Annotated in this window: 29 protein-coding genes; 12 read left to right on the forward strand and 17 right to left on the reverse strand. The window is 67.3% G+C overall.

Annotation, left to right across the window (positions count from 1 at the left end):
• Positions 1-66: 66 nt before the first annotated feature.
• The 3 genes from IM660_RS17065 (at position 67) to IM660_RS17075 (ending at position 3128) form a co-directional block, all read left to right on the forward strand.
• A complete protein-coding gene (locus IM660_RS17065) occupies positions 67-2124 on the forward strand; it encodes a prolyl oligopeptidase family serine peptidase (protein ID WP_246465012.1) in 2058 nt (685 codons plus the stop codon).
• A gap of 118 nt (positions 2125-2242) precedes the next feature.
• Positions 2243-2437 (forward strand): hypothetical protein, encoded by a 195-nt coding sequence (locus IM660_RS17070; protein ID WP_193496976.1) that lies wholly within the window; start codon positions 2243-2245, stop codon positions 2435-2437.
• Positions 2421-3128: a hypothetical protein gene (locus IM660_RS17075; RefSeq protein WP_193496977.1), complete on the forward strand. Its 708-nt coding sequence runs from the start codon at positions 2421-2423 to the stop codon at positions 3126-3128. Before IM660_RS17070 ends, IM660_RS17075 begins: the two co-directional genes overlap by 17 nt.
• A 3-nt stretch (positions 3129-3131) precedes the next feature.
• Here the strand turns inward: IM660_RS17075 and IM660_RS17080 are convergent, their stop codons facing one another.
• The 7 genes from IM660_RS17080 to dnaK all read right to left on the reverse strand — a co-directional run bounded on the left by IM660_RS17080 (position 3132) and on the right by dnaK (position 9609).
• A complete protein-coding gene (locus IM660_RS17080) occupies positions 3132-3914 on the reverse strand; it encodes a maleylpyruvate isomerase family mycothiol-dependent enzyme (protein ID WP_193496978.1) in 783 nt (260 codons plus the stop codon).
• Positions 3911-4558, reverse strand: a complete 648-nt coding sequence (locus IM660_RS17085) for a pyridoxine/pyridoxamine 5'-phosphate oxidase (RefSeq protein ID WP_193496979.1) — start codon at positions 4556-4558, stop codon at positions 3911-3913. Before IM660_RS17085 ends, IM660_RS17080 begins: the two co-directional genes overlap by 4 nt.
• Positions 4559-4608: 50 nt before the next feature.
• Positions 4609-5397, reverse strand: coding sequence for a DUF4282 domain-containing protein (locus IM660_RS17090; protein WP_193496980.1), 789 nt, complete (start codon positions 5395-5397; stop codon positions 4609-4611).
• A 165-nt stretch (positions 5398-5562) separates the two neighbouring features.
• Positions 5563-5970, reverse strand: coding sequence for a heat shock protein transcriptional repressor HspR (locus IM660_RS17095; RefSeq protein ID WP_275401920.1), 408 nt, complete (start codon positions 5968-5970; stop codon positions 5563-5565).
• Positions 5971-5976: 6 nt separating this feature from the next.
• A complete protein-coding gene (locus IM660_RS17100) occupies positions 5977-7008 on the reverse strand; it encodes a DnaJ C-terminal domain-containing protein (protein WP_193496981.1) in 1032 nt (343 codons plus the stop codon).
• A 70-nt stretch (positions 7009-7078) separates the two neighbouring features.
• Positions 7079-7738, reverse strand: a complete 660-nt coding sequence (locus tag IM660_RS17105) for a nucleotide exchange factor GrpE (RefSeq protein ID WP_193496982.1) — start codon at positions 7736-7738, stop codon at positions 7079-7081.
• The gene (gene dnaK / locus IM660_RS17110) at positions 7735-9609 is read right to left on the reverse strand and encodes a molecular chaperone DnaK (RefSeq protein WP_193496983.1); all 1875 of its coding nucleotides are present in this window, start codon (positions 9607-9609) and stop codon (positions 7735-7737) included. Before dnaK ends, IM660_RS17105 begins: the two co-directional genes overlap by 4 nt.
• A gap of 363 nt (positions 9610-9972) precedes the next feature.
• On the opposite strand from dnaK, the gene IM660_RS17115 reads away from it, so the two are divergent.
• The 6 genes from IM660_RS17115 (at position 9973) to IM660_RS17140 (ending at position 13522) form a co-directional block, all read left to right on the forward strand.
• Positions 9973-10971 (forward strand): type IV toxin-antitoxin system AbiEi family antitoxin domain-containing protein, encoded by a 999-nt coding sequence (locus IM660_RS17115; RefSeq protein WP_193496984.1) that lies wholly within the window; start codon positions 9973-9975, stop codon positions 10969-10971.
• A gap of 138 nt (positions 10972-11109) precedes the next feature.
• Positions 11110-11502, forward strand: a complete 393-nt coding sequence (locus tag IM660_RS17120) for a GntR family transcriptional regulator (protein ID WP_246465013.1) — start codon at positions 11110-11112, stop codon at positions 11500-11502.
• Positions 11468-12217, forward strand: coding sequence for an ABC transporter ATP-binding protein (locus tag IM660_RS17125; RefSeq protein ID WP_246465014.1), 750 nt, complete (start codon positions 11468-11470; stop codon positions 12215-12217). The genes IM660_RS17120 and IM660_RS17125 overlap by 35 nt, the downstream gene beginning before the upstream one ends.
• Positions 12214-13032: a hypothetical protein gene (locus IM660_RS17130; protein WP_193496985.1), complete on the forward strand. Its 819-nt coding sequence runs from the start codon at positions 12214-12216 to the stop codon at positions 13030-13032. The genes IM660_RS17125 and IM660_RS17130 overlap by 4 nt, the downstream gene beginning before the upstream one ends.
• 54 nt (positions 13033-13086) lie before the next feature.
• Positions 13087-13290 carry a ribbon-helix-helix protein, CopG family gene (locus tag IM660_RS17135; RefSeq protein WP_210769011.1) on the forward strand — a complete coding sequence of 68 codons (204 nt, stop codon included), beginning with the start codon at positions 13087-13089 and terminating at the stop codon, positions 13288-13290.
• 52 nt (positions 13291-13342) lie between these two features.
• A complete protein-coding gene (locus tag IM660_RS17140) occupies positions 13343-13522 on the forward strand; it encodes a hypothetical protein (protein ID WP_193496986.1) in 180 nt (59 codons plus the stop codon).
• Positions 13523-13583: 61 nt separating this feature from the next.
• Here IM660_RS17140 and IM660_RS17145 read toward each other — a convergent pair whose 3' ends face one another.
• The 6 genes from IM660_RS17145 to IM660_RS17170 all read right to left on the reverse strand — a co-directional run bounded on the left by IM660_RS17145 (position 13584) and on the right by IM660_RS17170 (position 17814).
• Positions 13584-14420, reverse strand: a complete 837-nt coding sequence (locus IM660_RS17145; protein WP_193496987.1) for a DUF6999 family protein — start codon at positions 14418-14420, stop codon at positions 13584-13586.
• Positions 14421-14422: 2 nt separating this feature from the next.
• A complete protein-coding gene (locus tag IM660_RS17150) occupies positions 14423-15121 on the reverse strand; it encodes an iron-containing redox enzyme family protein (protein WP_193496988.1) in 699 nt (232 codons plus the stop codon).
• Complete coding sequence (locus tag IM660_RS17155) at positions 15118-16248, reverse strand: 3-oxoacyl-[acyl-carrier-protein] synthase III C-terminal domain-containing protein (protein WP_193496989.1); 1131 nt, start codon at positions 16246-16248, stop codon at positions 15118-15120. The genes IM660_RS17150 and IM660_RS17155 overlap by 4 nt, the downstream gene beginning before the upstream one ends.
• A 164-nt stretch (positions 16249-16412) precedes the next feature.
• Positions 16413-16961 (reverse strand): TIGR03086 family metal-binding protein, encoded by a 549-nt coding sequence (locus tag IM660_RS17160; RefSeq protein ID WP_193496990.1) that lies wholly within the window; start codon positions 16959-16961, stop codon positions 16413-16415.
• On the reverse strand, positions 16958-17440 hold the full coding sequence (locus IM660_RS17165) for an SRPBCC family protein (RefSeq protein ID WP_193496991.1): 483 nt from the start codon (positions 17438-17440) through the stop codon (positions 16958-16960). Before IM660_RS17165 ends, IM660_RS17160 begins: the two co-directional genes overlap by 4 nt.
• Positions 17437-17814, reverse strand: coding sequence for an ArsR/SmtB family transcription factor (locus tag IM660_RS17170; RefSeq protein WP_193499494.1), 378 nt, complete (start codon positions 17812-17814; stop codon positions 17437-17439). The genes IM660_RS17165 and IM660_RS17170 overlap by 4 nt, the downstream gene beginning before the upstream one ends.
• A 139-nt stretch (positions 17815-17953) precedes the next feature.
• Here IM660_RS17170 and IM660_RS17175 point away from each other — a divergent pair, with 139 nt between their 5' ends.
• Positions 17954-19237 carry an alpha-amylase family protein gene (locus IM660_RS17175; protein ID WP_193496992.1) on the forward strand — a complete coding sequence of 428 codons (1284 nt, stop codon included), beginning with the start codon at positions 17954-17956 and terminating at the stop codon, positions 19235-19237.
• 19 nt (positions 19238-19256) lie between these two features.
• On the opposite strand, the gene IM660_RS17180 is transcribed toward IM660_RS17175, so the two are convergent.
• A complete protein-coding gene (locus tag IM660_RS17180; protein WP_193496993.1) occupies positions 19257-20666 on the reverse strand; it encodes a choice-of-anchor A family protein in 1410 nt (469 codons plus the stop codon).
• Positions 20667-20836: 170 nt separating this feature from the next.
• Here IM660_RS17180 and IM660_RS17185 point away from each other — a divergent pair, with 170 nt between their 5' ends.
• Complete coding sequence (locus tag IM660_RS17185) at positions 20837-21820, forward strand: linear amide C-N hydrolase (RefSeq protein ID WP_193496994.1); 984 nt, start codon at positions 20837-20839, stop codon at positions 21818-21820.
• Between the two features lie 45 nt (positions 21821-21865).
• Here IM660_RS17185 and IM660_RS17190 read toward each other — a convergent pair whose 3' ends face one another.
• Positions 21866-22690 carry an oxidoreductase gene (locus IM660_RS17190; protein ID WP_193496995.1) on the reverse strand — a complete coding sequence of 275 codons (825 nt, stop codon included), beginning with the start codon at positions 22688-22690 and terminating at the stop codon, positions 21866-21868.
• 87 nt (positions 22691-22777) lie between these two features.
• Entirely contained in the window at positions 22778-23557 is a 780-nt protein-coding gene (locus IM660_RS17195; RefSeq protein ID WP_193496996.1) for an NAD(P)H-dependent oxidoreductase, read from the reverse strand.
• An 83-nt stretch (positions 23558-23640) separates the two neighbouring features.
• Between IM660_RS17195 and IM660_RS17200 the strand changes: the two genes are divergently transcribed.
• Positions 23641-24006, forward strand: a complete 366-nt coding sequence (locus IM660_RS17200; RefSeq protein WP_193496997.1) for a winged helix-turn-helix transcriptional regulator — start codon at positions 23641-23643, stop codon at positions 24004-24006.
• Positions 24007-24095: 89 nt separating this feature from the next.
• On the opposite strand, the gene IM660_RS17205 is transcribed toward IM660_RS17200, so the two are convergent.
• Positions 24096-25169: an ABC transporter ATP-binding protein gene (locus IM660_RS17205; RefSeq protein WP_193496998.1), complete on the reverse strand. Its 1074-nt coding sequence runs from the start codon at positions 25167-25169 to the stop codon at positions 24096-24098.
• Between the last annotated feature and the right edge of the window lie 2 nt (positions 25170-25171).

Raw genomic sequence — 25171 nt, forward strand, 5'->3', positions numbered from 1 at the left:
AGTCACGCACCTGCCATCTCTTAGGCTGAACTCCACCGCCCCCACCCCATATCGCGAGGACCGCACGTGACACACGACCCGTACAGCTGGCTCGAAGACGTCGAGAGCCCCGAAGCCCTCGACTGGGTGCGTGCCCGCAACGCCGAACAGGCCGCCACCCTCGCCGAGACGACGGAGTTCACCTCCACTCGGGACCGGATCCGATCCATCCTCGACTCCGACGAGAAGATCCCGGGTATCTCCAAGGTGGGCGAGCACTACTACAACTTCTGGCGGGACGCCGAGCATGAGCGCGGGATCTGGCGCCGCACCACGCTGGAGTCCTATCACAGCGACGATCCCGAGTGGGAGGTCGTGCTCGATATCGACGCCCTCAACGAAGCCGAGGGCGCCAACTGGGTCTGGCACGGGGCCAGCGTGCTGCGCACCGGTCCGGATGCCTACCGGCTCGCGATCGTGGATCTCTCCCGGGGCGGTTCCGATGCGGACGTCTCCCGTGAGTTCGACCTGCAGTCCAAGCAGTTCGTCGACGGTGGCTTCTACCGGCCCGAGTCCAAGGGCGGAACGTCCTGGATCGACTCTGACACTCTCTTCGTCTTCACCGACACCGGCGAGGGCTCGATGACCTCCTCCGGCTACCCGCGGATCGCTCGCCGGTGGCGCCGCGGCACCGCGCTCGACCAGGCAGAGGTCGTCTACGAGGGCGAGGTGCAGGACCTGTACATCGCCGCGATGCACGACTCCACCCCCGCATTCGAGCGGAACCTGGTCTCCCGGGCCATCGCCTTCTATGAGCACGAGCTCTACCTGCTCGGCGACGACGGCACACTCACACGGATCGATGTACCTCGGTCAGCCAACCCTGGACTTCACCGCGAATGGCTCACGGTCGAGCTGCGCGAGGACTGGACCGTGGAGGACACCGACGAAGCCGGGCGCACGATCACCCAGACCTACCGGGGCGGCTCCCTGCTGGCCCTCGGCCTGGACCCCTTCCTTGCCGGTTCGCGCGACTTCCACGTGCTCTACGAACCCACACCGAGCACGTCGCTGGCGGAGTACACGTGGACCAGGCGCCACCTCGTGCTGAACGTGCTGGACGACGTCAAGAACCGGTTGGTGGTACTCACCCCCGACGGCGGACGCTTCCGGGAGTCGGAGTTCGTAGGGCCCCCGCAGGTGGGCACCGTGGAGGTCAGCCCGGTGGATCCACGCACCTCGGATGCGGTGTGGGTGTACGCCACCGACTTCCTCACCCCGACCACCCTGTCGCTGGCCGAGATCGGTGCCGAGCCGGAGCCACTGAAGGCGATGCCGCAGTTCTTCGATCCCGCCGGCCTGGTGATGGAACAGCATTTCGCCACCTCTGACGACGGCACGCAGGTTCCGTACTTCCTGGTCCGCCCCGAAGGGCTCACCCTGGACGGGTCGAACCCAACCCTGCTGTATGGCTACGGCGGTTTCGAGATCTCCCTGACCCCCACCTACTCGGGCGCGATGGGTAGCGCGTGGCTGGAACGTGGCGGCGTGTATGTGCTCGCGAACATCCGCGGCGGCGGGGAGTACGGGCCTACTTGGCACCAGGCGGCATTGAAGGAGAACCGGCACAAGGCGTATGAGGACATGGCCGCCGTCGCGAAGGATCTGGTGGCACGCGCAGTGACCAGCGCAGAACACCTCGGCGTACAGGGTGGCTCCAATGGCGGGCTACTCACGGGTAACATGCTCACCCAGTACCCCGAGTTGTTCGGCGCCGTGGTCATCCAGGTACCCCTGCTCGATATGAAGCGCTACTCCCACCTGCTGGCCGGCGCCTCCTGGATGGCCGAGTACGGCGACCCGGACGACCCGGAGCAGTGGGAGTTCATCCGCACGTTCTCGCCGTATCACCTGTTCGATCCCGACACCTCCTACCCTCCGGTTCTGTTCACCACCTCCACCCGCGACGACCGGGTGCACCCGGGGCACGCCCGCAAGATGGCGGCGCAGATGATCGCGGCCGGCAAGGACGTGACCTACTACGAGAACATCGAGGGCGGGCACGGCGGGGCTGCGACGAACGCGCAGGCAGCGCACATGAGCGCGCTGGCTTACCGGTTCCTGGCCGAGCGGCTGCGCCTATGAGGTCGTGGGTCGTATCCTGGCGACAGTTCCACAAGGGCAGCAAAGCCTGGACCACCCGAGGACTGTCAGTGGTCGGCGCTACGGTGAGCGCACAGTCTTCAGAAGGGAAAGTGATCCCATGAGTCCGCGAACCATCACAGTCACCAGAGACGAACTCCTCGAGCGCCGCGAGCAGATCCTTCACCACCTCGGGGTGGATCGACGCACGTTCGAACGGCGGGTTGCCGAGGGGGCGCTGGTCGGCGACGAATGGTACGCGGCTCAGGACCTCGAGGAGATCGCCTTCCTACTTGACGATGAGCGAGACGCCTGACCTCGCTGCACGTTCCGCCGCATTCGCCGAGGACGTGCAGCGATTACTCGACGCCGTCCTACCGCACGACAAGCGCATCATCTCCGTCGAATTCGCGCAACGGTACGTGATTCGTCCCGAAGGGGAGGGCGCCTACTCACAGCGGATCCCGCTGTTCATCGACGGCGAGCGCTATGCAGATCTGAGTTTCTCGCTCCATCAGGAGCTCGATCGACGCAACGAACACCTCAAGACCTCGCGCACAGACTTCGCCGTCTACTCAAGCCTGGATCGTCAGCCCCTGGTTCGAATGGAGTACCGCGCGGACATGCGCTCCGATCCGGTGTCTCACTGGCAGTTCCACGCTGAGCGCGGCGCCTTTACCGCCCTCCTTGCCATGGCACACCGACACGACCGGGTCAGCGGACCGCATGACCTGTCGAAGGTACACATGCCGACCGGCGGAGAACGATTTCGGCCCGGAATCGAAGATCTCCTCGAGTTCCTCGTTCGAGAGTGCGGCGTCGACGCTCACCCCGGGTGGCGACAAGCAGTCGCCGATGGACGCGAGGCGTGGCGCCGCCGCCAACTCCGCGCAGCAGTCAGAGACCTCCAGCACGAGGCCGCCGAGACGCTGCGCTCCTGTGGATGGGAGGTCAGTGAACCCTTGGCAGTCTCACCTGACCACATCGGACCCTACCGGCGCTGGTAGTCACTACCCGGGCAGCAGCGCCGAGGGCCACGGCCCCAGCTCAGGCAGCGTTACCTCTTGATCGCCCTGGAGGGCGGTCGGCGGCTCGGCCACATCGCGGCCGGCGAGCCACGCCGTCAGCTCGATGAGCGATCCGGTGATGATGAGGGGCTTCTCGGGCAGCCGCACCAACGGACCCGTCGCAGGCCTCGGCCCGGTGACGGTGTAGTTGAAGCCGTCCGCCGGTGCGTCGAGAGCGATTTCGAGATGGCCGGGCAACCGCACCGAGAGGAAGTCGACCAGGTGTTCGGTGAGTTCGCGGGACCAGACGTCCTCCGGGCGCGCTCCGCAGTCGAGGTCGACCAGATGCACCCGGCTCTCACGCCACCAGGCCAGCGCCACGTCGACCACTGTGCCGTCCCGGAACGAGACCGGTTCGTACCAGACGAGGTCGTCAGCATCAGGGCGGCTGGCGTGATGCCGGTCGCGCAACGTGCGCAGCGCGGCCAGGTGTTCCTCGCGGGTGCGCTCGGCACCCGTCTCGACAGCCCGCTCCAGAGCAGCGCGCCCTCCCTCCAGGAACGGCACCTGACGTCCGCGCGCCGCCTGCTCCACCTGGACCGCGAGCGCCTCCCCCACCACCTCCACGTGGGCGAGCACGTGGCTGCGGGTCCACCCGGCCAGAGCGACCGGCGCCGACAGGTCGGATCCCTCGAATCCCTCGACGGCCCCGATGATCGAGTCGAGCGCGGCCTCAGCCTCGTCCACCGCGCGCACGTGGTCGGTGGTCGGGTCGGTTGGGTTCATGGCCACACCAGTCCTCTCTGCCAGGTCTGTTCGAGGGTGTACCTCAGCCGGATCTGACCGCCGCTCGGCCTGGCGGCCCAGAACTCCACAGTGGTCGCTGCGATCGCATAGCACCGCCATGTGGCAGGCACGCGGCCGGGATGTTTCTCGACGGCGTCCCTCGCCTCAGCGTAGGCGCGATCGTAGGTCTCCAGAGAGTCGAGCGGGGCGCTCTGCTCACCAGTCAGGACCGCGGCACGAGATCCGGGGTGACGAGCGAGGAAATCACGAGCCCCGGCATCCTCACCCAGGTCACGTACCGCCCCCGTCACGCGCACCTGACGTCCGAGCGCGGGCCAGAACGAGGTGAGGGCGGCGCGCGGGTTGCGGGCCATCTGCCGTGCCTTCGGGCTGGCGGCGTCGGTGGCGAACACCCAGTGCCCGCCGCTGAGGTCGCGCAGCATGACCGTCCGGGCGCTGACGTCCCGGTCCGCGGCCGTCGCGAGCGTGACGGCGTGCGGTGCCGGGAGCCCGCGACCAGCGGCGTCGGCGATCCAGCGGCGGTGCAGCTGCGCGGGATCGTCCGGAGCGTTCGCCGGGTCGAACGGTGGCAGGTGGCTGCTCTCGAGCGGGGGGAGGGCGGCGAGCCAGGTGCGCACGTCCATGGTCGCCCATCATGTCATCGACGTGCGCACCCGGCTCCCTGACCGGGACGTCAGTCGTCGGTGGATTCCTCGCGCGCGGCCAGCACGGACGTGTTCTGCGCCGTCTTGATCGTGGCGGCCACGAACTCGAGCCCGATCCGGACGCTGATGAGGAACAGTGCCGGCGGGATCCAGCCGAACAGGATGGCCAGCACACCGAGGATCGCGCCGCCGCCCCCGTTTCTGCCGCCCCCGAAGTCGCTCATCATGCTTCCGATGGCTCCCGCACCGAATCCGCTGATGATCGCTCCGAGCCACCAGAGCGCGGCGATGATGATCGCGATGATGAAGATGACCTTGGCGAATGTCAGGGTGACGTACTTCGAGAATGAGAAGTCGAAAAACGCACCGAAGAAGCCGTTGCCGCCACCGCCTGCCTGCGGGTAGGCGGGCTGGCCATATCCGCCCCCGGGTGGCGGTCCGTAGCCGGCCGGAGGTTGCTGGGCGCCGTACCCAGCCGGAGGCTGCTGGACGCCATAGCCAGCCGGAGGCTGCTGGGCCCCATACCCAGGAACCGCAGTGCCAGGCTGAGGAGGACCGGGCTGTGCAGACTGCTGAGGGGCGGGCTGCTGAGGCGCAGGGGGCTGAGGCGCGCCGTAGGCGGGTGCCCCTGGTTCCTGCGGCTGCTGGGACGCCGACCCGTACGACGGCGGCTGCTGAGATGCGGATCCATAGGACGGCACCTCGGCAGGGGGCTGCTGCGATGATGCGCCGAATGACGGGATTCCCGGCGGCGGGGGCTGCTGCCCGTACGCGGGGTCCTGCTCGTTGGGATCGGGCGGGGGCGGGGTGTAGGACAAGACAACCTCCTCCAGGATGCGGGTGATACCTCCTGAACCCTAGCCACCAGCCGAGCCGACCACGAGTCCCGTTCGAATCCACTGGATTCGGGGATGTCGCACGCCCGGGCCGACCAGCGCCCGCGACGCCCTGCCCGGGTCGGCCCCGCCGGTGCCGGTGCTCGGTCAGCGGTGCGGTCGCCAGAGCACCAGGGCGTTCGATTCCACCCTGCGCAGCCGGGTGCCGAGCGGCACCGCGACGACATCACCGGAGGCATCGGCAGTGAAGACGCGCCGGTTCACCCCGGCCCGCTCACGGAGGCGGGCGTTCTCCACCTCCAGGCGCTCGTTCTCGGCTGCAAGTTCGAGGATCCTCTTGATCCCGGCGAGATTGATGCCCTCCTCCTGCGAGAGGCGCTGGACCTCCCGCAGCACGTCGACATCGCGCTGAGAATAGCGGCGGCCCCGCCCCTGAGCGCGCCGGGGCACCACCAGACCGAGGCGGTCATACTGCCGCAAGGTCTGGGCATGCATCCCGGCGCGCTCTGCGGCGATCGAGATCAGGAAGACCGGTGCGTCATACCCTGCCGCCACGAGGCCTCACGCCTTCGCTGCGGCGGCGAGATGCGCGCGTGGATCGGTTCCGTCGCTCGCCTGAGCGAACGCCTCAAGTGCCTCGGCTGCCTGCTTGGTGAGGTTTCTGGGCACGGCCACCTCGATCGTGACGATGAGATCGCCGGTCCCAGCCTTGGTCGGAACGCCCCGACCCTTGGCCCGCAGCCTGGTCCCCGACTGTGTCCCCGCGCGAACCTTGAGGCGAACTTCCTCGCCGGAGAGCGTGGGCACAGCGATCGTGGCGCCGTTCACGGCCTCCGGGAAGGTGACCGGCACCGTGATGGTGAGATTCTTGCCATTCATCCCGAAGACAGGGTGCGGCTCGACGTGAACGGTGACGATCAGGTCGCCCGCTGGTCCTCCGGTCGGCGACGGCTGCCCCTTGCCGGCGAGCCGGATCTTCTGCCCGTCGCGCACCCCGGCCGGTATACGAACCGTCATCGACCGGCTGCCCTCGAGCGTCAGCGTGACGGTGGCACCTTCGACGGCGGAGCGGAATGGGAGCGAGGCGGAGGTGCTGATGTCGCCACCTTTGGTGGGAGCATTGCGCTGGAAGCCTGCGGATCCCGGACCCGCCGGACCCGCGCCTGGCATCCCACCGCCGAACAACCCGCCAAGCAGGTCCTCGAATCCGCCGCCGGGCATGCCGCCACCGGTCGAGCTGTAACGCACCCGCGAACCGCCTGGCCCGCCGGCGCCGGTGAACATGCCACCGAACAGGTCCTCGAACCCGTTGGCGCCAGCCGCGCCGCCGGGGCCGGAGGCGAACCGGGCTCCGCCTCCGGCCATGGCGCGCAGCGAGTCGTACTGCTTGCGCTGCTCGGGATCGGAGAGCACCCCGTAGGCCTCTCCGATCTCCTTGAACCGCTGCTCAGCCTTCTCATCCCCGGGCTTCTGGTCCGGGTGCCAGGTGCGGGCCAGCTTGCGGTAGGCCTTCTTGATCTCGGCGGCGTCGGCGTCCTTGGACACGCCCAGCGTCGCGTAGAAGTCCTTCTCCAGCCAGTCCTGTCCGGTCATCGCGCCACACCTCCTTCGATCATTCTTCCTCCTGCATCCGGGCTGGTCCCGCCCCTCGGCAACTGCTCGGTCACTGTGGTCCGGTCACCGCCACGCGGGCCGGGCGCACCACTCGCTCGCCCACCCGGTAACCGGGCTGAAGCACCTGGGAGACGGTCTCGGCCTCAACGTCCTCGCTCGTGGAGTGCATGAGCGCCTCGTGCACCGTCGGGTCGAACTCCTCCCCCGCCGCACCGAAGCGTTCCACCTCGAAGCGAGTGGTCAGCGTGGATTCGAGCTTGTCCACCACGGACGCCAGCGGACCCTCGAGCCCGCCGTGCTGACGTGCGGCGTCGACATCGTCGAGCACCGGGATCAGCGCCTCCACGACCGACTCGACACCGCGCCCCTTCTCCGCCTGCGCTTCCACACGGGAGCGCTTGACGAACTGGTTGAACCGCTGGTCGAGGTTGTACAGGTCGGCCTTCGCACGCGCGAGCTGGTCCTGCAGGTCGGCGGCCTCCGCCTTGGCAGCAGCGACCGGGTCCTCAGCCTGTCCGCCCTCGGAACCATCGGGAGTGGTGCCGTCAGAGGACTCGGAGGCTGCGCCGTCGGGAATCTGCTCCGCGGCGGTGGCCGCAGCCTCGGCTGCGGCCACCTCCTCCGGGGTACGGAGCTCACCCGTGGTCGGGTCCAGGCGGCGCTTGTCGCGTACGACCGGTTGCTCCTCAGATGGTTGAGACTCGGTCACTTCTTCTCATCCTCGTCCACGATCTCGGCGTCGACGATGTCCTCGTCCTCGCTGGAGGACTGGTCGGCCGAGGCGCCCTCGGCACCCTCACTACCCGGCGCACCCTCACCCTCAGCAGCCTGCTGGGCGTAGAGCGCCTCACCGATCTTCTGGCTGGACTCGCCGAGCTTGGTCTGGGCGGCCTTGATCGCCTCGACGTCCTCACCCTCCAGGGCGGACTTCAGGGCGTCGACATCCGCACGAACGTCGGAGGCGACGTCCTCCGGGAGCTTCTCGGAGTTGTCGTTCAGGAGCTTCTCGGTGGAGTAGGCGAACTGCTCGGCCGAGTTGCGGGTGTCGGCCTCCTCGCGGCGCTTGGCGTCCTCGGCGGCGTGGGCCTCAGCCTCCTTGATCATCCGCTCGATCTCCTCCTCCGGGAGGGCGGAGCCGCCGGTGATCGTCATGGACTGCTCCTGGCCGGTGCCGCGGTCCTTGGCGTTCACGTGCACGATGCCGTTGGCGTCGATGTCGAAGGTGACCTCGATCTGCGGCATCCCGCGCGGGGCGGGGGCGATACCGGTGAGCTCGAAGGTTCCCAGCGGCTTGTTGTCGCGGGCGAACTCCCGCTCACCCTGGAACACCTGGATGAGCACGCTCGGCTGGTTGTCCTCGGCGGTGGAGAACACCTCGGACTTCTTGGTCGGAATCGCGGTGTTGCGCTCGATCAGCTTGGTCATCACGCCACCCTTGGTCTCGATACCGAGGGAGAGCGGGGTGACGTCGATCAGCAGCACGTCCGTGCGCTCACCCTGGAGCACACCGGCCTGCAGCGCGGCGCCGACGGCGACGACCTCGTCCGGGTTGACGCCCTTGTTGGGCTCCTTGCCGCCGGTGAGCTCCTTGACAACCTCGGTCACGGCGGGCATGCGGGTGGAACCACCCACGAGCACCACGTGGTCGATCTCGGAGATGGAGATCCCGGCGTCCTTGATGACGTTGTGGAACGGGGTCTTGGTGCGGTCCAGCAGGTCCGAGGTCATCTGCTCGAACTGGGCGCGGGTGAGGCGCTCGTCGAGGTGGATCGGGCCGTTCTCGCTCATCGAGAGGTACTGCAGCGAGATGTTGGTCGAGGTGGCCGAGGAGAGTTCCTTCTTGGCCTGCTCGGCGGCCTCACGCAGACGCTGCAGCGCGATCTTGTCCTTGGACAGATCCACACCACTGCTGTTCTTGACCTGCTTGACCAGCCAGTCGACGATCCGCTGGTCCCAGTCGTCACCACCGAGGCGGTTATCACCATTGGTGGCGCGCACCTGGATCGTGGAGAAGTCGTCCTCGTCCTTACCCACCTCGAGCAGCGAGACGTCGAAGGTACCGCCGCCGAGGTCGAAGACCAGGATCAACTCGTCCTCCTTGCCCTTCTCCAGCCCGTAGGCGAGAGCGGCGGCGGTGGGCTCGTTGATGATGCGGGAGACGTTCAGCCCCGCGACCTGGCCGGCGTCCTTGGTGGCCTGACGCTCAGCGTCGTTGAAGTAGGCCGGGACGGTGATGACGGCGTCGGTGACCGGCTCGCCGAGATAGGACTCGGCGTCCTTCTTCAGCTTGCCGAGGATGCGCGCGGAGATCTCCTGGGCCGAGTAGGACTTGTCGTCGATCTCGGTCTTCCAGTCCGTGCCCATGTGGCGCTTGACCGAGGTGATGGTCCGGTCGACATTCGTGACGGCCTGCCGCTTGGCGACCTCACCGACGAGCACCTCACCGGTCTTGGAGAATGCCACCACCGACGGCGTCGTACGGGCGCCCTCAGCGTTGGCGATGACGGTGGGCTCGCCACCTTCGAGGACCGACACCACGGAGTTGGTGGTGCCGAGGTCGATACCAACGGCTCGTGCCATGGTCTGTTACTCCTTCCGCTCCGGGATGCCGGAGGCGACTAGTTGAGTCTTCCGCACTCAAGTGTGTGACGGTCCGATCCGAAGATCAAATCCAGTGGCTCAGACTTGAGTCTGTTCGGCTCAACTGTGGGGTAGTGGATTCTATTCCCGACGGCGCCTCTCGCCTCACGCTGGACGTGGCGCAGGTAGCGTTCGCACTGATGTCGGATGGGGGCGGCGGTAGGCGTGGCGGTGGTATTGGCACCTACGCGGTTGTGAGCAGTCAGCGGGCGACCGCCCACAACCGCGTAGCTGACGACAGGCGCTCCACAACCCCCTGCAGGCACGCACTCACCGATGGGGCGATCTCACCAGGATCGGCACATGGCCGACCCCGCGGTGACACCGGACCCCGCTCTGACCTTGATCGCGTCGATGCTCGCGCAGCAAGAGGGCGTGATCAGCCGCTGCCAAGCCCACGCATGCGGGCTCACCGACAACGACCTACGCCGACTGCGGCGACGACGTCTCCTGACCTCAGTGCACACCGGCATCTACGTCGATCACACCGGGCCACGGACGTGGGACCAACGCGCATGGGCCGCCGTTCTTGCATACTGGCCGGCAGCACTGGCCGGCGAATCGGCGCGACGGGCCGTGGCAGGTACGCGACGAACAGGACGTGGCGACGACGACGCCATTCACCTCGTGGTGGACCGACACCGGCACCTCTACCCTGACGAAGGAATCGTCATCCGTCGCTCGGCACACCTTCGCAACTCCTGCCTCTGGAACACCTCGCCGCCACGCCAGCGAATCGAGTACGTCGCGTTGGAACTGGCGGCGACCGCCCAGTCCGATGTCGACGCAGTGGCGCACCTCGCCGACGCCCTGGGCGCGCGCATCACGACACCGGAGCGACTGGCCGCAGCCCTGGCGCACCGGGAGCGGTTCGCTCGACGGGCCTTCCTGACCGGCATCATCGACGATCTCTGCGCGGGAACCTGCTCCACGCTCGAGCATGGCTACTTCACCCGGGTCGAGCGGGCACACCGCCTCCCCCCTGCCAAGCGCCAGTTCCGCGAGTCACTCAAAGGATCGCTCTACCGAGACGTGTACTACGAGGACCAGGCTCTGCTCGTTGAGCTGGACGGACGGCTCGACCATAGTTCCACGAGGGATCGCGACCGGGACCACGAGCGTGATCTCGATGCGGCCGCCACGGACCGGCTGACCCTGCGACTCGGGTGGGGGCAGGTGTTCGATCGATCGTGCGCGACCGCGATGCGGATTGCCGCCGGATTGCAGGCACGCGGATGGAACGGATCACCGCGGCGCTGCCCGGCCTGCCCAGCCTCACTCGCAGTCCCCTTGCGCGGTTGAGGACAGTCACCCGGTGACCGGACGCAACCGCACAGTGGGACGACTTAGGCAGTTGGACGGCAGCCCCGGCCGCGCGGAGATTGACTTCCAGCCCACACCGTGTCACTGTATTAAGCACCTAATACAGTGACACAGGAGATGCCCGCCATGGAGTTCGACACCAGCTCCCCCATCTGGGGCCAGCTCGTGACCGAGTTCTCCCGGCGGATCGTGACCGGCGAGTGGCCGGCCGGGGGCCGGATCGCCGGCGTGCGCGATCTCGCCAGTGAGCTGGGCGTGAACCCGAACACGGTTCAGCGCGCCCTCGCGGAGCTGGAACGCCGCGAGCTGTGCCGGTCCGAACGCACCTCCGGCCGGTTCGTCACTTCCGAGGAGAGCCACATCGACGCCCTCCGGGCCGAGCTCGCCCAAGACGCAGCCGATGACTTCATCCGCCGTGCCAGCGGACTGGGGATGCCCCCCGCGCAGGCCCGGCGACTGATCGAGGAGAGATGGAATGACCACGACCACCAGCACACGCAGAGAGCGTGACCCGGCGATGACCGAGAACGACTCCCTCATCAGCGTCCGCGACCTGACTGTGCGCTACGGCCAGCGCCGAGCCGTCGACCACCTCGACCTCGACCTCGCCGGAGGCCAGATCGTCGGGCTCCTCGGTGAGAACGGTTGCGGAAAGTCCACGTTGCTGAAGACGCTCGCCGGCGTCTACGCCGACCACAGCGGAGAGATCCGCATCGCCGGCCACGCGCTCGGCCCGCAGACGAAGGCGATCGTCTCCTACCTCCCCGACCGCAGCGCCCTACCCGAGCGCTACCGGGTCCACTACTTCCTCGACCTGTTCGAGGACTTCTTCACCGACTTCGACCGGGCAAAGGCCGCCGAGCTCATCGGGGGCTTCGGGCTGAAGGAGTCGATGAAACTGAAGGAGATGTCCAAGGGGATGCGCGAGAAGGTGCACGTCGCCCTGACCATGGCGCGCCGCGCCCGTGTGTACCTGCTCGACGAGCCGATCTCCGGCGTCGACCCCTCCGCCCGCGAGGGCATTCTCGAGGCGATCCTGCGCACTCTTGAACCGGACTCCCTCTTGCTGATCGCCACGCACCTGGTGCACGACCTCGAGACGTCGCTGGACTCGGTGGTGATGATGCGCCACGGCGGCGTCCTACTCACGGGACAGGTCGACGATCTCCGCGCCGAGCACGGCACCAGTCTCGAGCAGATCTTCCGAAAGGTGTACCGCTCATGATGACCCTCCTCAAGCACGAGTTCATCCAGACGCGCGCCATGCTCGCGCTCACGGCCGGGGCGGCGCTGCTCGTCACCCTGGCAGGCAGCCTGCTTGCGGCCACCGGATGGCCCGCCATCTCCCAGATCGGGATCGCCGTCGCGGTGATGGCCGTGCTCGGACTGGTCCCGATCGCGCAGATCCTGCTCGTCGTGCGGTACTGGCAGTCCAGCTACGGCCGCGGCGGCTACCTGACTCAGACACTGCCTGTGAAGGGCTCGCGCATCTACTGGGCCAAGATGACCTGGGCATGGCTCGTCTCGCTCGTCGGCACCGTCCTGAGTCTCGGCATGGGCCTGGCAGCCTCGCCGTTGATCACACTCAGCACCGGCGAGCCCCTGACGGTCATCACCTCGCTGCGCGAGGGGTGGGCGCAGCTCACGCAGGTGACCCCAGCCTGGGGCGTGGCCGCCGCAGTGGTGACCTTCGCCGTCATGATCCTCATCTGGCCGACGCAGTACTTCTTCGCGGCCTCCATCGGCAGCCAGGCGCCCCTGAACCGCTGGGGAATCGGCGGCCCTGTGGTGATCTACTTCGCGGTCTACATCGCCGTTCAGATCGTCACGTTCGCCTCCTTCGCCGCCCTGCCGCTGGCGATCGGGATGGAGGGAGACCGGCTCGGGCTGGTGCGCTTCGACCTGTTCGCCGAGATGGCGGCCGGTTCGAGCCCGGCCCAGGTGATGCCGATCGGGTTCGTGCCGGCACTAGTGCTGACCACGGCCGTGTGCCTGGTGTGGAGCGTGCGCTCCTGGCAGCGGCGCGTGTCGTTGGTCTAGAGGGGCGAGGATCGACACCTGACCCGGCGGTATCCCTGTTGATACCGCCGGGCCATGTCGATGACCTTGCGACTGTCAGATGCCGAAGCGGAAGCGCTGCGACGCCGAGCAGCGCACGAGTCTCGCTCGATGCAGGATGTCGCCCGGCAGGCGGTGCGTGAGTACGTCGAGTATCACAGTCGCGCCGAGTTGCTCGACCGCGTTCTCGACGAAGAGCTCCCGCGCTATGCGGAGGCGTTGGAGCGGCTGGGTCAGTGATCTTTCTGACCGTCGCTGAGTTCCTGCACTCGCTGGCCCGCGACCACGCCTGGTGGATGGGAACAAGCGCCTCGCTCTGGCCGGCAGCATCGCCTTTCCGGGGATGTACGGATCCCGGCCGATCCTGTCCAACAGCGAGGCATACGAACTGATCATGAACGTCTCGGCCGGCGAGCTGGATGACGTTGCCCTGGTCGCCGAGCAGATCCGGGCAGCCACAAGGTCTTGGTGATGGCCGTCTCGTGACGGTGGCGCGCACGGGCAACGAAGCCCGCTGTCGAGGTGTGCCGTCTCTAGCGCCTCGCCGCTGGTTCCTCGGCCAGCGAGACCAGGTGGGCGTGCGCGTACTCGCACACCAGCGCGTGCCGGTAGACGAGCTGCGGGACATCCACATTGGTGTCCATCCACAGACTCAGGCCGCCCATCTTCCAGTGTTTGAAGGTCTCATCCTTGGTGAGCACGGCGAGGATCTCCAGGAACGAATCGTCGAAGCGCAGCGAGTGGATCGCCCGCCGGAACTCCTCCAGGCTCAGCGCGATGCAGAAGGGGATGTTCATCAGGCACAGCGCGGTCTGGATGTCCAGGCGCATCAGCCGGGGGTGCTTGCGCTCGGGGTCGAGAGGCGGCACGTCGAGGTGGGAGACGTCCAGGTGTTCCGGCGCTTCGATATCCACGCCCTCCAGCGCGATCAGCACGTCGTAGACGTTGATGTCGTGCTCGACCACCGCATTGTCGCCCAACCCGGCCAACGTCGTCGGGCGGAGCGTGACCGGCTCGATGTCCGCCGGGGTGTTGCGGATGATGAAGTTCACCAGGTTGGTCTCCACCACGAAGTGGCGGATCAGCAGCTCCACGGCATCTGGCGCCACGAAACGGCGCAGGAACCACAGGCACAACGCGTCCATCGTGCTCAGGGGCATCCACCGGCCGGGGACCAACCGCTTGAGGATGGAGATCACGGCCACGAGAACCCGCGAGACGATGCGTGCGATCGGGTAGAGGTAGCGCCGGGACACCCGCCGCTGGTCCTTGATGATCATCCGCACCAGTGGGCGATCGAGGGGGATGGAGGGGTCGGCGTAGATCGCCTCCCACATGCTGGGGTCGGACTTGACGAACTCCGGCGGCATCGTCAGATCACGTCCAGCTCGGTCAGTTGCAAGGCGTACAGGCGGGCCACCACCCGGGCGCAAGAAACGATCGCGTCCGCCGCCGCGGCGTCGATGCGGTCGGAGGTGAGGATCGCATCGAGCTTGCCGGTGTGCTCGGCATCGGCCTCCTGGTGATAGGTCATGAAGTGGACCTGGTTGTCCGCCAGGCCCAGCACCTCCTGGAACTGCTGCGCCCACTCCGCGGCCTTCTGCGCACCCAGCCCTTCGATGATGAACATCGCCCCCAGGCACGCGATCGGGTTCGGCTGGTTCGCCTGGTGAAACATGTAGCCCGAGAGCGCCTGCGAGCCGACGTTCTTCCGCCCCGACCTCAGTTGGTCGAGCGACCCGCCGACGGCCACGTAGTCCCGTTCCAGCAGCAGGTGGTCGCGATGCTCCTCCAGTGCATGGGAGATCGCAGCCGAGCGCAGGTCGAAATGGTCCATATCGAAGTTCGACGCCGCCCGCGCGATCCACAGCGACCCGTCCACCACCTGCTGGCGCAGGTTGTGCAGCAGGCACTGGTAGTCGGCCACGGTCACGTCGCCCTCGCGGAGCGCCCGCAGGATCGGCACCACGAGCAACCGCTCCTCGAACTCGGCCCACACATCGGCCAGCCGGGCCAGCAGACTGGTCTCGTCGTGCTCGGGTGGGCGGTATCCCTCAACGGTGGCGCTCATCGGCTGCTCCTTCGTGGTTCAACAACGGTCAGGTGGGCGAATCCGAACGAGAACCGCCCGGACTCGGGGACTGCGAGCAGGATTGTCTCTCCCGCGGAGAACCGCCCGGTACGCCAGGCCTCCTCCAGGGCGATGAAGATGCTGGCCGCGCCAGTGTTGCCGCAGGTCTCGAGGTTGGAGAACCAGCGGTTCGTGTCCAGTCCGGGGACCCGGGTGCTGAGGGCATCGAAGACGACATCCCGGAAGGCGTTGGTGCTGTAGTGGCAGATCACGTGGTCGAGCTTTGTCAGATCCACCAAGCCGCGATCCACCAATTCCTCGAACTGGGCCAGCCCGGCCGCCGCGAGCTCATCGAGCACCTTCGTCTCCTGCCGGATCTGCAGCAGCCCCGCCTTCTCGGCGGTCGCCACGTCGGCGTAGTCCTGCCATGTGCTCCCCGCGACCGCGGAAGGCCCGTCGAGGCCAGCACGCATACACACCTCATGCTCGTGGGCGAGAGAGACCTGGCGCACCCAGTCCACCCGGAGCGAGGGCCGATCCGGACGAGGCTGGAACTCCACGATCGCAGCACCTGCGCCGTCGGAGAGCATCCACCGCAGGAAGTGGGCATCCAGATGGTCGGTGACGCCATCAAATCGCCGCTGGTGCAGCCAGCGGCTGGCCAGCTCCGAGCCCACGACGGCGGCCCGTGGGTGGTCTCCGAGCCTCACCTTGCTTACGGCCGCGTCGAGCGCAGCGATGCTGGAGGCGCACACACCGGCGGCAGTGAGTACCTGCATCGGGCCGCCGCCGAGCCGCCCGTGCACCATCGAGGCGAAGCCGGGGACGAGCAGATCACCCTGGGTGGTGGCGCAGGCGAGCATGCCGAGATCGGCGGCGGCGATGCCTCGATCCGCCAGCGCAGCCTCGATCGCGTGGACGGCGAGCTCTTCGTTCAGCTCGGTGGTGCGCCCGTCGGTGTCCATCGCGTAGTACCGCTGCCGGATGCCGTTGGCGTTCTGGATGCGGGCGCGGATCCGCTCGGTGCGCTTGTCGACGCCGCCGAGTCGGCTGGCGACCTGGTCATTGGAGACCGGCTCGCCGGGGAGGTACCGGCCGAGTCCGGTGAGGTATGCGGTCGCTGGCATGGGTTCATTCAGCCACAAGTCCCGCGACCTGACCACGGCGTCGGCGCAACCTGTGGACAATTGGACGACGCTGCTCTCGATCGGCAGGCGAGGGCGTCGGCGGCACAGTGCAGCGCCACGTGCGCGCCGACCCGGTACACCTGCTGGACCTGCCGGCAGCGGACTCAGCCCAGCGGATCCCGCCCGATGAACCCCAGCAACCGCGTCTGCACGTCTGAGCCTTCCGGCACGTCCACCCGCGGACCGTACTGGCCGCTCGCGCGGATCAGCTCCTCGATCGGCTCCATCCCGCGAAGCAACTCCCGGCACTTCTCAGGATCCAGCCTTTCGTCCTGCCCCGTCGCACGCGCCAGGTCCCACGTGTGCATGAAGACGTCGGCGGTATAGAACCGATCGATCGCCTGGGCGAGCGGAAGGTCCCCGGTATGGGGATCGGAGAAGGTGAGCTCCGCCGTCGCCGGATCATCGAGCAGTTCCTGCACGCCGTCGGCGTGTACCTGCCAGGCGGCCACAGGATCGGCATCCACATCGCCGGCGGGCAACTCGATCCCGGCACCCGCCTTGAGGAATCCGGGAAACCAGGTCACGAGGTGACGCACCACGTCCCGCGCCGCCCAGCCGTCCACCGGCGCCGGGGCATCCCAGTCCCGGGTGCCACGCACCCGGTCGGAGAACACCCCGGCGATCCGGCGATGCTCCTCGGCGGGAGTCACACCGCGCCCTCGGCGAGCAACTCGTCGAGCTTCTCGTAGCCCTCGTTGATGCCGACCTCCATACCGCTGGCGAGCATGCCCTGCTGCGCCTCCATCGACTCCACGATCGACTTCGAGACGATCCGGCACCGGCCACCCTCGAGCGGCTCGAACGTCATGATCTCCAGGGCCACGGCCTCGCGCATCTCCTCGAACCCGAAGGTCTGTACGAGCTTCTCGCCCGGGATGGCGTCATGGAAGCAGCCGAAGAAGTGCGCCACCACCTCACCGTTCTGGATGGCGTTGTAGCGGTAGCTGCCCCCGGTCTGGCAATCCCAGGTCGCGATATCCATCTCGACCGACCGCGGACCCATCCACCGCTTGACCAGCTCCGGCTCGGCCCAGGCGCGGTAGACCCGCTCCGGCGGGGCGTCGAACTCGCGGGTGATCGTGATGACGGGGATGTTGGGGTCGGCCTCGATCTGCGCTTCCTTGCTCATGATGCTGCTCCTTCGTTGTTGATGACCCTGGGGGTCGTCGGGGTGGGATTCTCTTCGTCGGCCATGTCGGCCAGTACTGCGTCCAGGCGTTGGAAGCGTTCCTCCGCCTCGCGCCGGTAACGCTCGATCCACTTCGTCATCAGGCTGAGCACCTCGGCTTCCAGATGAACCGGCCGCTTCTGCGCTTCGCGGCGACGGCTCACCAGCCCGGCATCCTCGAGCACGCGCACATGCTTGGACACCGCCTGCAGGCTCATCTCGTACGGCTCCGCCAGGTCGCCAACCGTCTTGTCGCCCGAAGCAAGGCGCGCCACCAGGTCCCGCCGCGTCTCGTCGGCCAGGGCCTGGAACACCCGGGACAGCTGATCCGCCACAAGACTCGCCTCCTCAACTGATTGGTTGAATACGACGAGCGTAGGGGTGGACTCGACCACTGTCAACCTTTTGGTTGAATACAGGTGATCGACTGACACAGGTTCGGCAGACGTCCCCGGGCACGGGGTACGTTGACGTATGCGTTCCGCCGAGCACACCATCTGGTGGCACGTCTTTCCCCTGGGTTTCCTGGGAGCGGACACCACTGGCACCGACCGCACGCCGGCCACGCGGCTGCCCGCATTGATCAGCTGGCTGGACCACCTGCTCGAGCTGGGGGCGAACGGGCTCGCACTGGGCCCGGTGTTCGACTCCTCCACGCACGGCTACGACACCATCGACTACTTCCGCATCGATCCGCGCCTGGGCACCGAGGCCGATCTGGTCGCGCTCATCGATGCCGCCCACAGCAGGGGAATCCAGGTGATGCTCGACGGCGTGTTCAACCATGTCGGCCCCGAGTTCCCTGCGTTGCTCGCCGCCCGCGAGGACCCCTCCTCCCCCGAGGCGCGCCTGTTCGCACAGACTCCCGACGGCGGACCGGTCACCTTCGAGGGTCACGGCGGCTTGATCACGTTGAACCATGGTGTACCCGAGGTGGCCACGTTGGTCACTGATGTCATGACCTTCTGGTGCGACCGGGGTGTGGATGCGTGGCGTCTCGACGCCGCCTACAGCGTCCCGGTGGAGTTCTGGACCACGGTGCTGCCCGCCGTCCGCGAGCGCCACCCGCAGGTCTACGTGATGGGCGAGGTACTGCACGGCGACTACGTCGCATTCACCCGTGACGGCGGTCTGGACGCCGTCACCCAGTACGAGTTGTGGCAAGGCATCTGGCACTCCATCGCCGACCACAACTTCCACGAACTCGACCACGCACTCGGCCGGCACAACACCTTCCTGGAGGCGTTCGTGCCCTACACCTTCGTGGGCAACCACGACGTGACGCGCATCGCCAGCCAGATCGACGACGAGCGTCACCTCCCGCACGCGCTCGCGCTGCTATTCACGCTGGGTGGCACGCCGTCGGTCTACTACGGCGATGAGCTGGGCCTGCACGCGGTCAAGGAGGAACGGTTCGGAGGGGACGATGCCATCCGGCCCGCATTCGGTGCCAGCCGCGACGAGATCGACGGCGCGAAGCCGGAGGTGTTCACCCTGCACCAGGAACTCATCGGCCTGCGCAGGCGGCACCCCTGGCTACACACGGCGCGAAGCCGGACGGTCGCCGTCGGCAATGACACGATCGCCCTGGAGGTGGCCGGGCCGGAAAAGGCGCTGATCGTGGTGCTGAACATCGGCGACGGCGAGGTACGTACCTCCGGCGCAGGCACCTTCCTGGCCGGCCGCGACGCCGGGCTCGATGGTGAGGACCTGGTCGTCGGCCCGCACGGCTGGGCGATCGCGGAGGCGACTGCCTAGACGAAGGGGTGGCGACGCCTCACACCCGATCGCGGCGACGCGTCCGCAACTGAGCCGCCGCCACGAGCGCCACACCGCCGGCGATCAGCGTGAGGCCGACCGTTGACGCGGTCACCCCATCGATCCATCCGCCCGTGTCAGGCAACGTGCCGGAGCCGTCGTCCCCGCCGGGCTCGGAGGGCTCCACCGGCCCGGGGGATGCCGAGGGTCCAGGGGTGGGGCTGGGTACCGAGGTCGGGGTGGGGGTGGGAGTGGGAGTCGGCGTGGGTGTCGGCGTCGGCGTCGGGGTGGGCGTGGGGCCCTCTTCACGGCAGGTCAGCTCAGCGGCGAACGGGAAGTCATGCACTTCGCGCGGCACCCCCGGCGGAGCCTGGGCCGGGATGCCATGGATGAACGATGCGGCGATCACGTTCCCGGCGATGTTCTGAGTGACCTGCCAGTTGAGCTCGGCGTGGGGCGCATAGATCGTCCCGTTCACGCTGTCGCCCCCATTGATGACGACGGAGGTCGCGTCGACGAAGTTGTAGAGGATCGACGGCGCATCCGCCTCTCCGACTCCGGCCTGGTTCGGGAACGCGCCCGCGAACGAGGTGCCGAAGACGTTCACCAGCAACGGTGAGGATGCGGTGGGCGGGTCCGGAAAACTGATCTCCGCGGTGTTCGCCAGGTCATCGGTGGTGATGTTCAGGACGTTGGTCTGGTCGGGCTCGATCGGCAGGCGCACGTTCGCCCCGGGGGCGAGGGGGGACGTAACCGGGGAGCCGTCGTCGCGGTTCAGCAGTTGCACAGTGGAGGCGCATTGACCGAGCAGCGTGGATGTCGGCCGGTAACGCTCGAACGCCGTCTCGATGTCGACCAGGTCCGCTGGGACTGGAGCACTGATGGAGGCAGGCGACTGCGGCGAGGTGAGATCGATACGTGGCGGGTTCGACTCGTAACTCCCCCCGGGCGGCACGACACGGGCGTTCACGTTCGCCCCGTTCGAGTCGGTGTTGAAGGTGTCGTAGGTGCTGGTGTCAGCGATCTTCACGTACCCGCCGCCGAGCACCGAGAGCACCTGGGGCCCGCCGGACCAGTCCACCCCTCCCCCGACGAACAGGGCCACCGGAACAGTGTCGCCGGGCGCCGTGAAGGTCTCGCGTGGGCTCATGACGTTGTACGAGGACGCAAACAACAGATCCCCACCGAGAGCCAGTGTTCCTTCGGCTTCATCGGCGTTCAGCTGCACATCCCCTTCGACGAACACCAGGAAATCGCTGTTTGCGGGGCGCTCGGACGTCGACTGCCCAAGTGGATAGGTCACCGGGTTCAGCGGTCCGATGGTGTCCCCTGGTGCGGCCACGGCCGATGAGGTCGCCAGGAGTATGGCGCCAACAGCAGCCAGGAGCCCTCCGGCCATCGTCGTGCGGTGACGTGGCTTGTGCAACATACCTGCATCCTCGCTCACGAGTCGGCGAACTTCTAGTCCCCTTCGATCGACGTGCAACCGAATGCGACTTCCTCGTTGTGCTTGATCGAGGCGTACGGGAGCGCAAGACTGTTGCCGTCGGGGGCACACCATCTGCGCCCTGCGCCTGCATCGACCGGAAGGATCCCGTGATGTGCACGAGAGTCGTCTACCTGGGTGAAGGTGACCGCATCATCACGGCGCGGTCGATGGACTGGAACGTGGATCTGGGCACCAATATCTGGCTGTTCCCCCGGGGGATGAAGCGCGATGGCGCCGCCGGCCCCCACTCGATCACCTGGACCTCTCGCTACGGCAGTGTCGTCTCCAGTGCCTACGAGCTGGCAACCGCCGATGGCATGAACGAGAAGGGACTCGTCGCCAATGCTCTGTGGCTGGTCGAGTCGAAGTACCCGGATCTGCACGCGAATGAGCCCACACTCTCGATCGCTGCATGGGCACAGTACGCCCTCGACAACTTCGCGACCGTCGCCGAAGCGGTCACGGAACTCTCCGCCGAGACATTCATCGTCGCCACCTCCACCGTGCCTGGTCAGGACCGGGACGCCACGATGCATCTGGCCTTGTCCGATTCGAGCGGGGACAGCGCCATCTTCGAATACCTCGACGGTGAGCTCACGGTCCACCATGATCGGTCCTACCAGGTGATGACGAACTCGCCGCCCTATGCTCAGCAGTTCGCGATCAACAGCTACTGGGACGAGATCGGCGGCACCGTGATGATGCCCGGCACCAATCGTGCCGCCGACCGGTATGTGCGGGCGAGTTTCTACGTCAACGCCGTCCCTCAGGTCGAGGACCGCACTATTGCGACGGCCGCCGTGTTCGGCGTGATCCGCAACGCTTCGGTGCCCTACGGAATCTCCACACCGGGCCAGCCGAACATCTCCTCCACGCGGTGGCGCACCGTGGCCGACCACAAGGACGGCCGCTACTACTTCGACTCGGTGCTCTGGCCCAGTGTCATCTGGGTCGACCTGAGCGACCTCGACTTCTCCGAGTCGGCACCACCACAGAAGCTCGACCTCACCGGGGGTCTGCCGCCGGCACGCGGCGGCGACGCGTCGGCGCTCTTCGAGCCTGCCGCACCCTTCCCGTTCGCCGGCCCCGAGTGAGGCACCCTTGCGGAACGGTTCGGGCAATCTCCGGCGCAGGTTCTCCTACCCGACCATGGTGGCCATCCGCCGCACGAGCGCATCGAACGCCCGGTCCGGCAGCACCCGTCGCAGCCCGATCAGGGGCTTGGCCCCGAAACCGATGGCGTATCTCGTGCGCGGCCGGGTGGCCGTGACGGCCCGCTCGACGGCGTCAGCCACCACGTCCGGGGACGAGTCCCGCTCCCCGCTCGCAGCGAGCATCCCCGCCACGGCGCTCGCCTGCCTCGCATAGGGCCCCGACCCGGAGGTACGGACGACGTTCTCGGCCGCGATGGTGCCCCACTCGGAGCGGATCCCGCCTGGCTGCACGACCACCACGTCCACGCCGAACGGGCCGAGTTCCAGGCGCAGACAGTCACTGAGGCCTTCGAGGGCGAACTTGGTTCCGTGGTACCAGCCGCCGAGCGGGGTGTAGATCTCACCGCCCATCGAGGAGATGTTGACGATCCGGCCCGACCGCTGCTCCCGCATCGTCGGCGCCACCAGTTGAACCAGCCGCATCGCCCCGAAGACGTTGACCTCAAACTGCCGCCGGGCTTCGTCGATCGGCACATCCTCGATCGCCCCGTAGGAGCCGTAGCCGGCGTTGTTCACGAGGACGTCCAAGCGCCCGGTCTCGGCCAGGATCTGCCCGACGGCGTCCCTTGTGGAGTCCTCGTCCGTCACGTCCAGGCTCAGGGTGCGGATACCGACGGCGGCCAGCGGTCTCATCCTGTCGGTGCGGCGGGCGGCGCCGTAGGTGACGTAGCCCTGCTCAGCGAGGCGGCGAGCCACCGCCTCCCCGATCCCGGACGAGGCCCCGGTGACCAGGGCGACCTTCTCGTTCATCGCTTACTCCTCGCCGTCGGGATTCCTCGCTCCCATCGTGCCGTGCACACCGGGTGCACGCCGGTTGCTCGCAGGCTACCCACACTGTCAGGCCGGGACGGCGACGCACTCGTGGATCCCCAGATCCAGCGGTGCGGCGTCGGTGACCAGGCGCTGGTCCCGGTCGTAGCCACCATGGCGCAACGTGCGGTAGTCGATCGGCTCCTCGGCGGGCAATCCGTCCAGCCGCGTCAGGAGGCGGTCACGCTCGTGGTTCAGCCCGCCGAACTCGCGCCGGTCGGTCGCGGCGATCAGGTGTGGGTGCAGCGGCTGGATGCCGGTGTACCAGAGGATGCCGTGCAGCAACGGGAACAGCAGCGCCTCGAGATGCCCGTTCACTCCCCCGGCGGCGAACGACGGCGCACGGTCCCCGGCGGTGACCACGACGAGCGCCCGTTTCCCCTCCAGACCGCCTTCACCGTACTTCAGGGTGCGACCCGCCGCGTTGGTGACGTTGAACGCGAACCCGTTCACGAACACCCGGTCGAACCAGCCCTTGAGGATCGCCGGCATCCCGCCCCACCAGAGCGGGAACTGCAGCACCAGCAGGTCGGCTTCCCGCAGCTTGGCCTGCTCGGTCCGGATGTCGGGAGCGAGGGTGCCAGCCAGATGCGCCTCCCGCGTGCGGGTGCCGAAGGTCTGGTCACCACCCACGCCTCCGAGGTCGTCCTCGGTGAGAGCGGCCTGCCAACCCATGGCGTACAGGTCGGAGGTGGCGACGGCGGAGTCCCGGCTCAGGTGCGCCACGCCCGCGGCGCGGAGGGCGCCGTTGAGGGACCGGTCGGTGGGGTGAGCGGAGAGCCAGAGAGCAGATGCAATGTCAGTCATGGCACCATCTGACGTGGTACCACGACCCGACACAAGTACGGTCCTATATTGCATGTACCGACACTTGTGTAAGTATTGAGGTCATGCGCGCATCGGTGATCAATGCTCTGGAGGTCTGCCCGGTCGAGGTCGCGATCAGCGCTGTGGGCGGTGCGTGGAAACTCACCATCGTCAAGCATCTGCTCACCGGCACCCTGCGGTTCGGTGAGCTACGCCGCGCGGTCGGCCCGGTGAGCGAGCGGACGCTGGCGCGCCAGCTGCGGGAGCTGGAGACCGACGGGCTGGTGCACCGCGAGGTGTACGCCGAAGTGCCCCCGCGCGTGGAGTACAGCCTGACCCCGCTGGGCGAATCGCTGCGGGAGGTGGTCGCGGCGATGGATGCCTGGGGTTCGACGCTCGGCGAGCAGATCGGTGCGGCCGGGGCGAACGACGCCGACAGGACGGCGTAGGAAGTCCGTCAACATGGTGCGCAACCGTGATCCTCGACCAGTTGGACAGCCCCTGCAACGGCAACCGGTCACGGATCGCCCGCCATCGCTCAGTGACCGAGGCGACTCCCAGTCTCCGGATCGAATGCGTGCCGCCGAGCAGCTGTGGCGTCGACGCTGACCGGATCACCCACGCGGAAGGAAGCGAATCCCGGGGTGCGAACGACGAACGTGTGACCGTTCAGATCGATCGAGACGTCCGAGACATTGCCGAGGGGCTCCACCACCCGCACGGTGCCGACCGCATCCCCTTCACCCTCGGCGAGATGGATCGTGCACTCCTCCGGGCGCAGACCGATGGTCAGCTCGTCGGGCTCGGCTGCCAGGTCCACCTCAAGAGCCGAGCCGGCCACAGCAAATCGCCCGCGCTCAGTCCTGACGGCCGGTAGAAGGTTCATCTTCGGCTTGCCGACGAAGCGTGCCACGAACTCGGTGGCAGGTTGGTGGTAGATCTCTTCCGGGGTGCCGTATTGCTCGAGGCGCCCATGGCTCATGACGGCGATCCGGTCCGATAGCGTCATCGCTTCTTCCTGGTCATGGGTCACGTAGACGCTGGTGGCACCCAGCTCGGCGTGGAGAAGCTTCAGTTCACTGCGCGTCTGGTCCCGCAACATGGCATCCAGGTTGGAGAGCGGCTCGTCGAACAGGAACACCTTCGGCCGGCGTGCGATCGCACGGGCGAGTGCCACTCGCTGACGCTGCCCGCCGGAGAGGTTACGGGGACGGTTGTCCAATACACGGGAGATCTCCAGCCGCCGCGCCGCGTCTGCGACGCGGCGCTCGATCTCGGGCTTGTCCACCTTGCGCATCCGCAAACCGAAGGCAATGTTCTCGCGGACCGACATATGCGGGTAGAGCGCGTAGTCCTGGAACACGAACGCGAGGTCGCGCTTGTCCGGCGGGAGATCATCGACGCGCTCGCCGTCGATGAGGATCTCACCGCTGGTGATTTCCTCCAGGCCCGCAATCATGTTCAGGGTGGTGGACTTTCCGCAGCCGGACGGCCCCAGCAGCGACACGAACGCGCCGTCCTCAATGGTGTATTCGAGTTCGTGGACCGCACGGACGGCCTTGCGTCCGTGCCCGTAGTCCTTCTGCACTCCGACCAGTTCAATCTTTGCCATTG

It is taken from the genome of Ruania alkalisoli (assembly GCF_014960965.1).
Lineage (GTDB): Bacteria > Actinomycetota > Actinomycetes > Actinomycetales > Beutenbergiaceae > Ruania > Ruania alkalisoli.

What these genes read in the sequence shown, in the direction of transcription:
- IM660_RS17070 (WP_193496976.1), top strand. Translation starts at nt 2,243, where the DNA reads ATGAGTCCGCGAACCATCACAGTCACCAGAGACGAACTCCTCGAGCGC.
- IM660_RS17075 (WP_193496977.1), top strand. Translation starts at nt 2,421, where the DNA reads ATGAGCGAGACGCCTGACCTCGCTGCACGTTCCGCCGCATTCGCCGAG.
- IM660_RS17080 (WP_193496978.1), bottom strand. Translation starts at nt 3,914, where the DNA reads ATGAACCCAACCGACCCGACCACCGACCACGTGCGCGCGGTGGACGAG.
- IM660_RS17085 (WP_193496979.1), bottom strand. Translation starts at nt 4,558, where the DNA reads ATGGACGTGCGCACCTGGCTCGCCGCCCTCCCCCCGCTCGAGAGCAGC.
- IM660_RS17100 (WP_193496981.1), bottom strand. Translation starts at nt 7,008, where the DNA reads ATGACCGGACAGGACTGGCTGGAGAAGGACTTCTACGCGACGCTGGGC.
- dnaK (WP_193496983.1), bottom strand. Translation starts at nt 9,609, where the DNA reads ATGGCACGAGCCGTTGGTATCGACCTCGGCACCACCAACTCCGTGGTG.
- IM660_RS17115 (WP_193496984.1), top strand. Translation starts at nt 9,973, where the DNA reads ATGGCCGACCCCGCGGTGACACCGGACCCCGCTCTGACCTTGATCGCG.
- IM660_RS17120 (WP_246465013.1), top strand. Translation starts at nt 11,110, where the DNA reads ATGCCCGCCATGGAGTTCGACACCAGCTCCCCCATCTGGGGCCAGCTC.
- IM660_RS17125 (WP_246465014.1), top strand. Translation starts at nt 11,468, where the DNA reads ATGACCACGACCACCAGCACACGCAGAGAGCGTGACCCGGCGATGACC.
- IM660_RS17130 (WP_193496985.1), top strand. Translation starts at nt 12,214, where the DNA reads ATGATGACCCTCCTCAAGCACGAGTTCATCCAGACGCGCGCCATGCTC.
- IM660_RS17135 (WP_210769011.1), top strand. Translation starts at nt 13,087, where the DNA reads ATGTCGATGACCTTGCGACTGTCAGATGCCGAAGCGGAAGCGCTGCGA.
- IM660_RS17145 (WP_193496987.1), bottom strand. Translation starts at nt 14,420, where the DNA reads ATGCCGCCGGAGTTCGTCAAGTCCGACCCCAGCATGTGGGAGGCGATC.
- IM660_RS17150 (WP_193496988.1), bottom strand. Translation starts at nt 15,121, where the DNA reads ATGAGCGCCACCGTTGAGGGATACCGCCCACCCGAGCACGACGAGACC.
- IM660_RS17155 (WP_193496989.1), bottom strand. Translation starts at nt 16,248, where the DNA reads ATGCCAGCGACCGCATACCTCACCGGACTCGGCCGGTACCTCCCCGGC.
- IM660_RS17165 (WP_193496991.1), bottom strand. Translation starts at nt 17,440, where the DNA reads ATGAGCAAGGAAGCGCAGATCGAGGCCGACCCCAACATCCCCGTCATC.
- IM660_RS17175 (WP_193496992.1), top strand. Translation starts at nt 17,954, where the DNA reads ATGCGTTCCGCCGAGCACACCATCTGGTGGCACGTCTTTCCCCTGGGT.
- IM660_RS17180 (WP_193496993.1), bottom strand. Translation starts at nt 20,666, where the DNA reads ATGTTGCACAAGCCACGTCACCGCACGACGATGGCCGGAGGGCTCCTG.
- IM660_RS17185 (WP_193496994.1), top strand. Translation starts at nt 20,837, where the DNA reads ATGTGCACGAGAGTCGTCTACCTGGGTGAAGGTGACCGCATCATCACG.
- IM660_RS17190 (WP_193496995.1), bottom strand. Translation starts at nt 22,690, where the DNA reads ATGAACGAGAAGGTCGCCCTGGTCACCGGGGCCTCGTCCGGGATCGGG.
- IM660_RS17195 (WP_193496996.1), bottom strand. Translation starts at nt 23,557, where the DNA reads ATGACTGACATTGCATCTGCTCTCTGGCTCTCCGCTCACCCCACCGAC.
- IM660_RS17200 (WP_193496997.1), top strand. Translation starts at nt 23,641, where the DNA reads ATGCGCGCATCGGTGATCAATGCTCTGGAGGTCTGCCCGGTCGAGGTC.
- IM660_RS17205 (WP_193496998.1), bottom strand. Translation starts at nt 25,169, where the DNA reads ATGGCAAAGATTGAACTGGTCGGAGTGCAGAAGGACTACGGGCACGGA.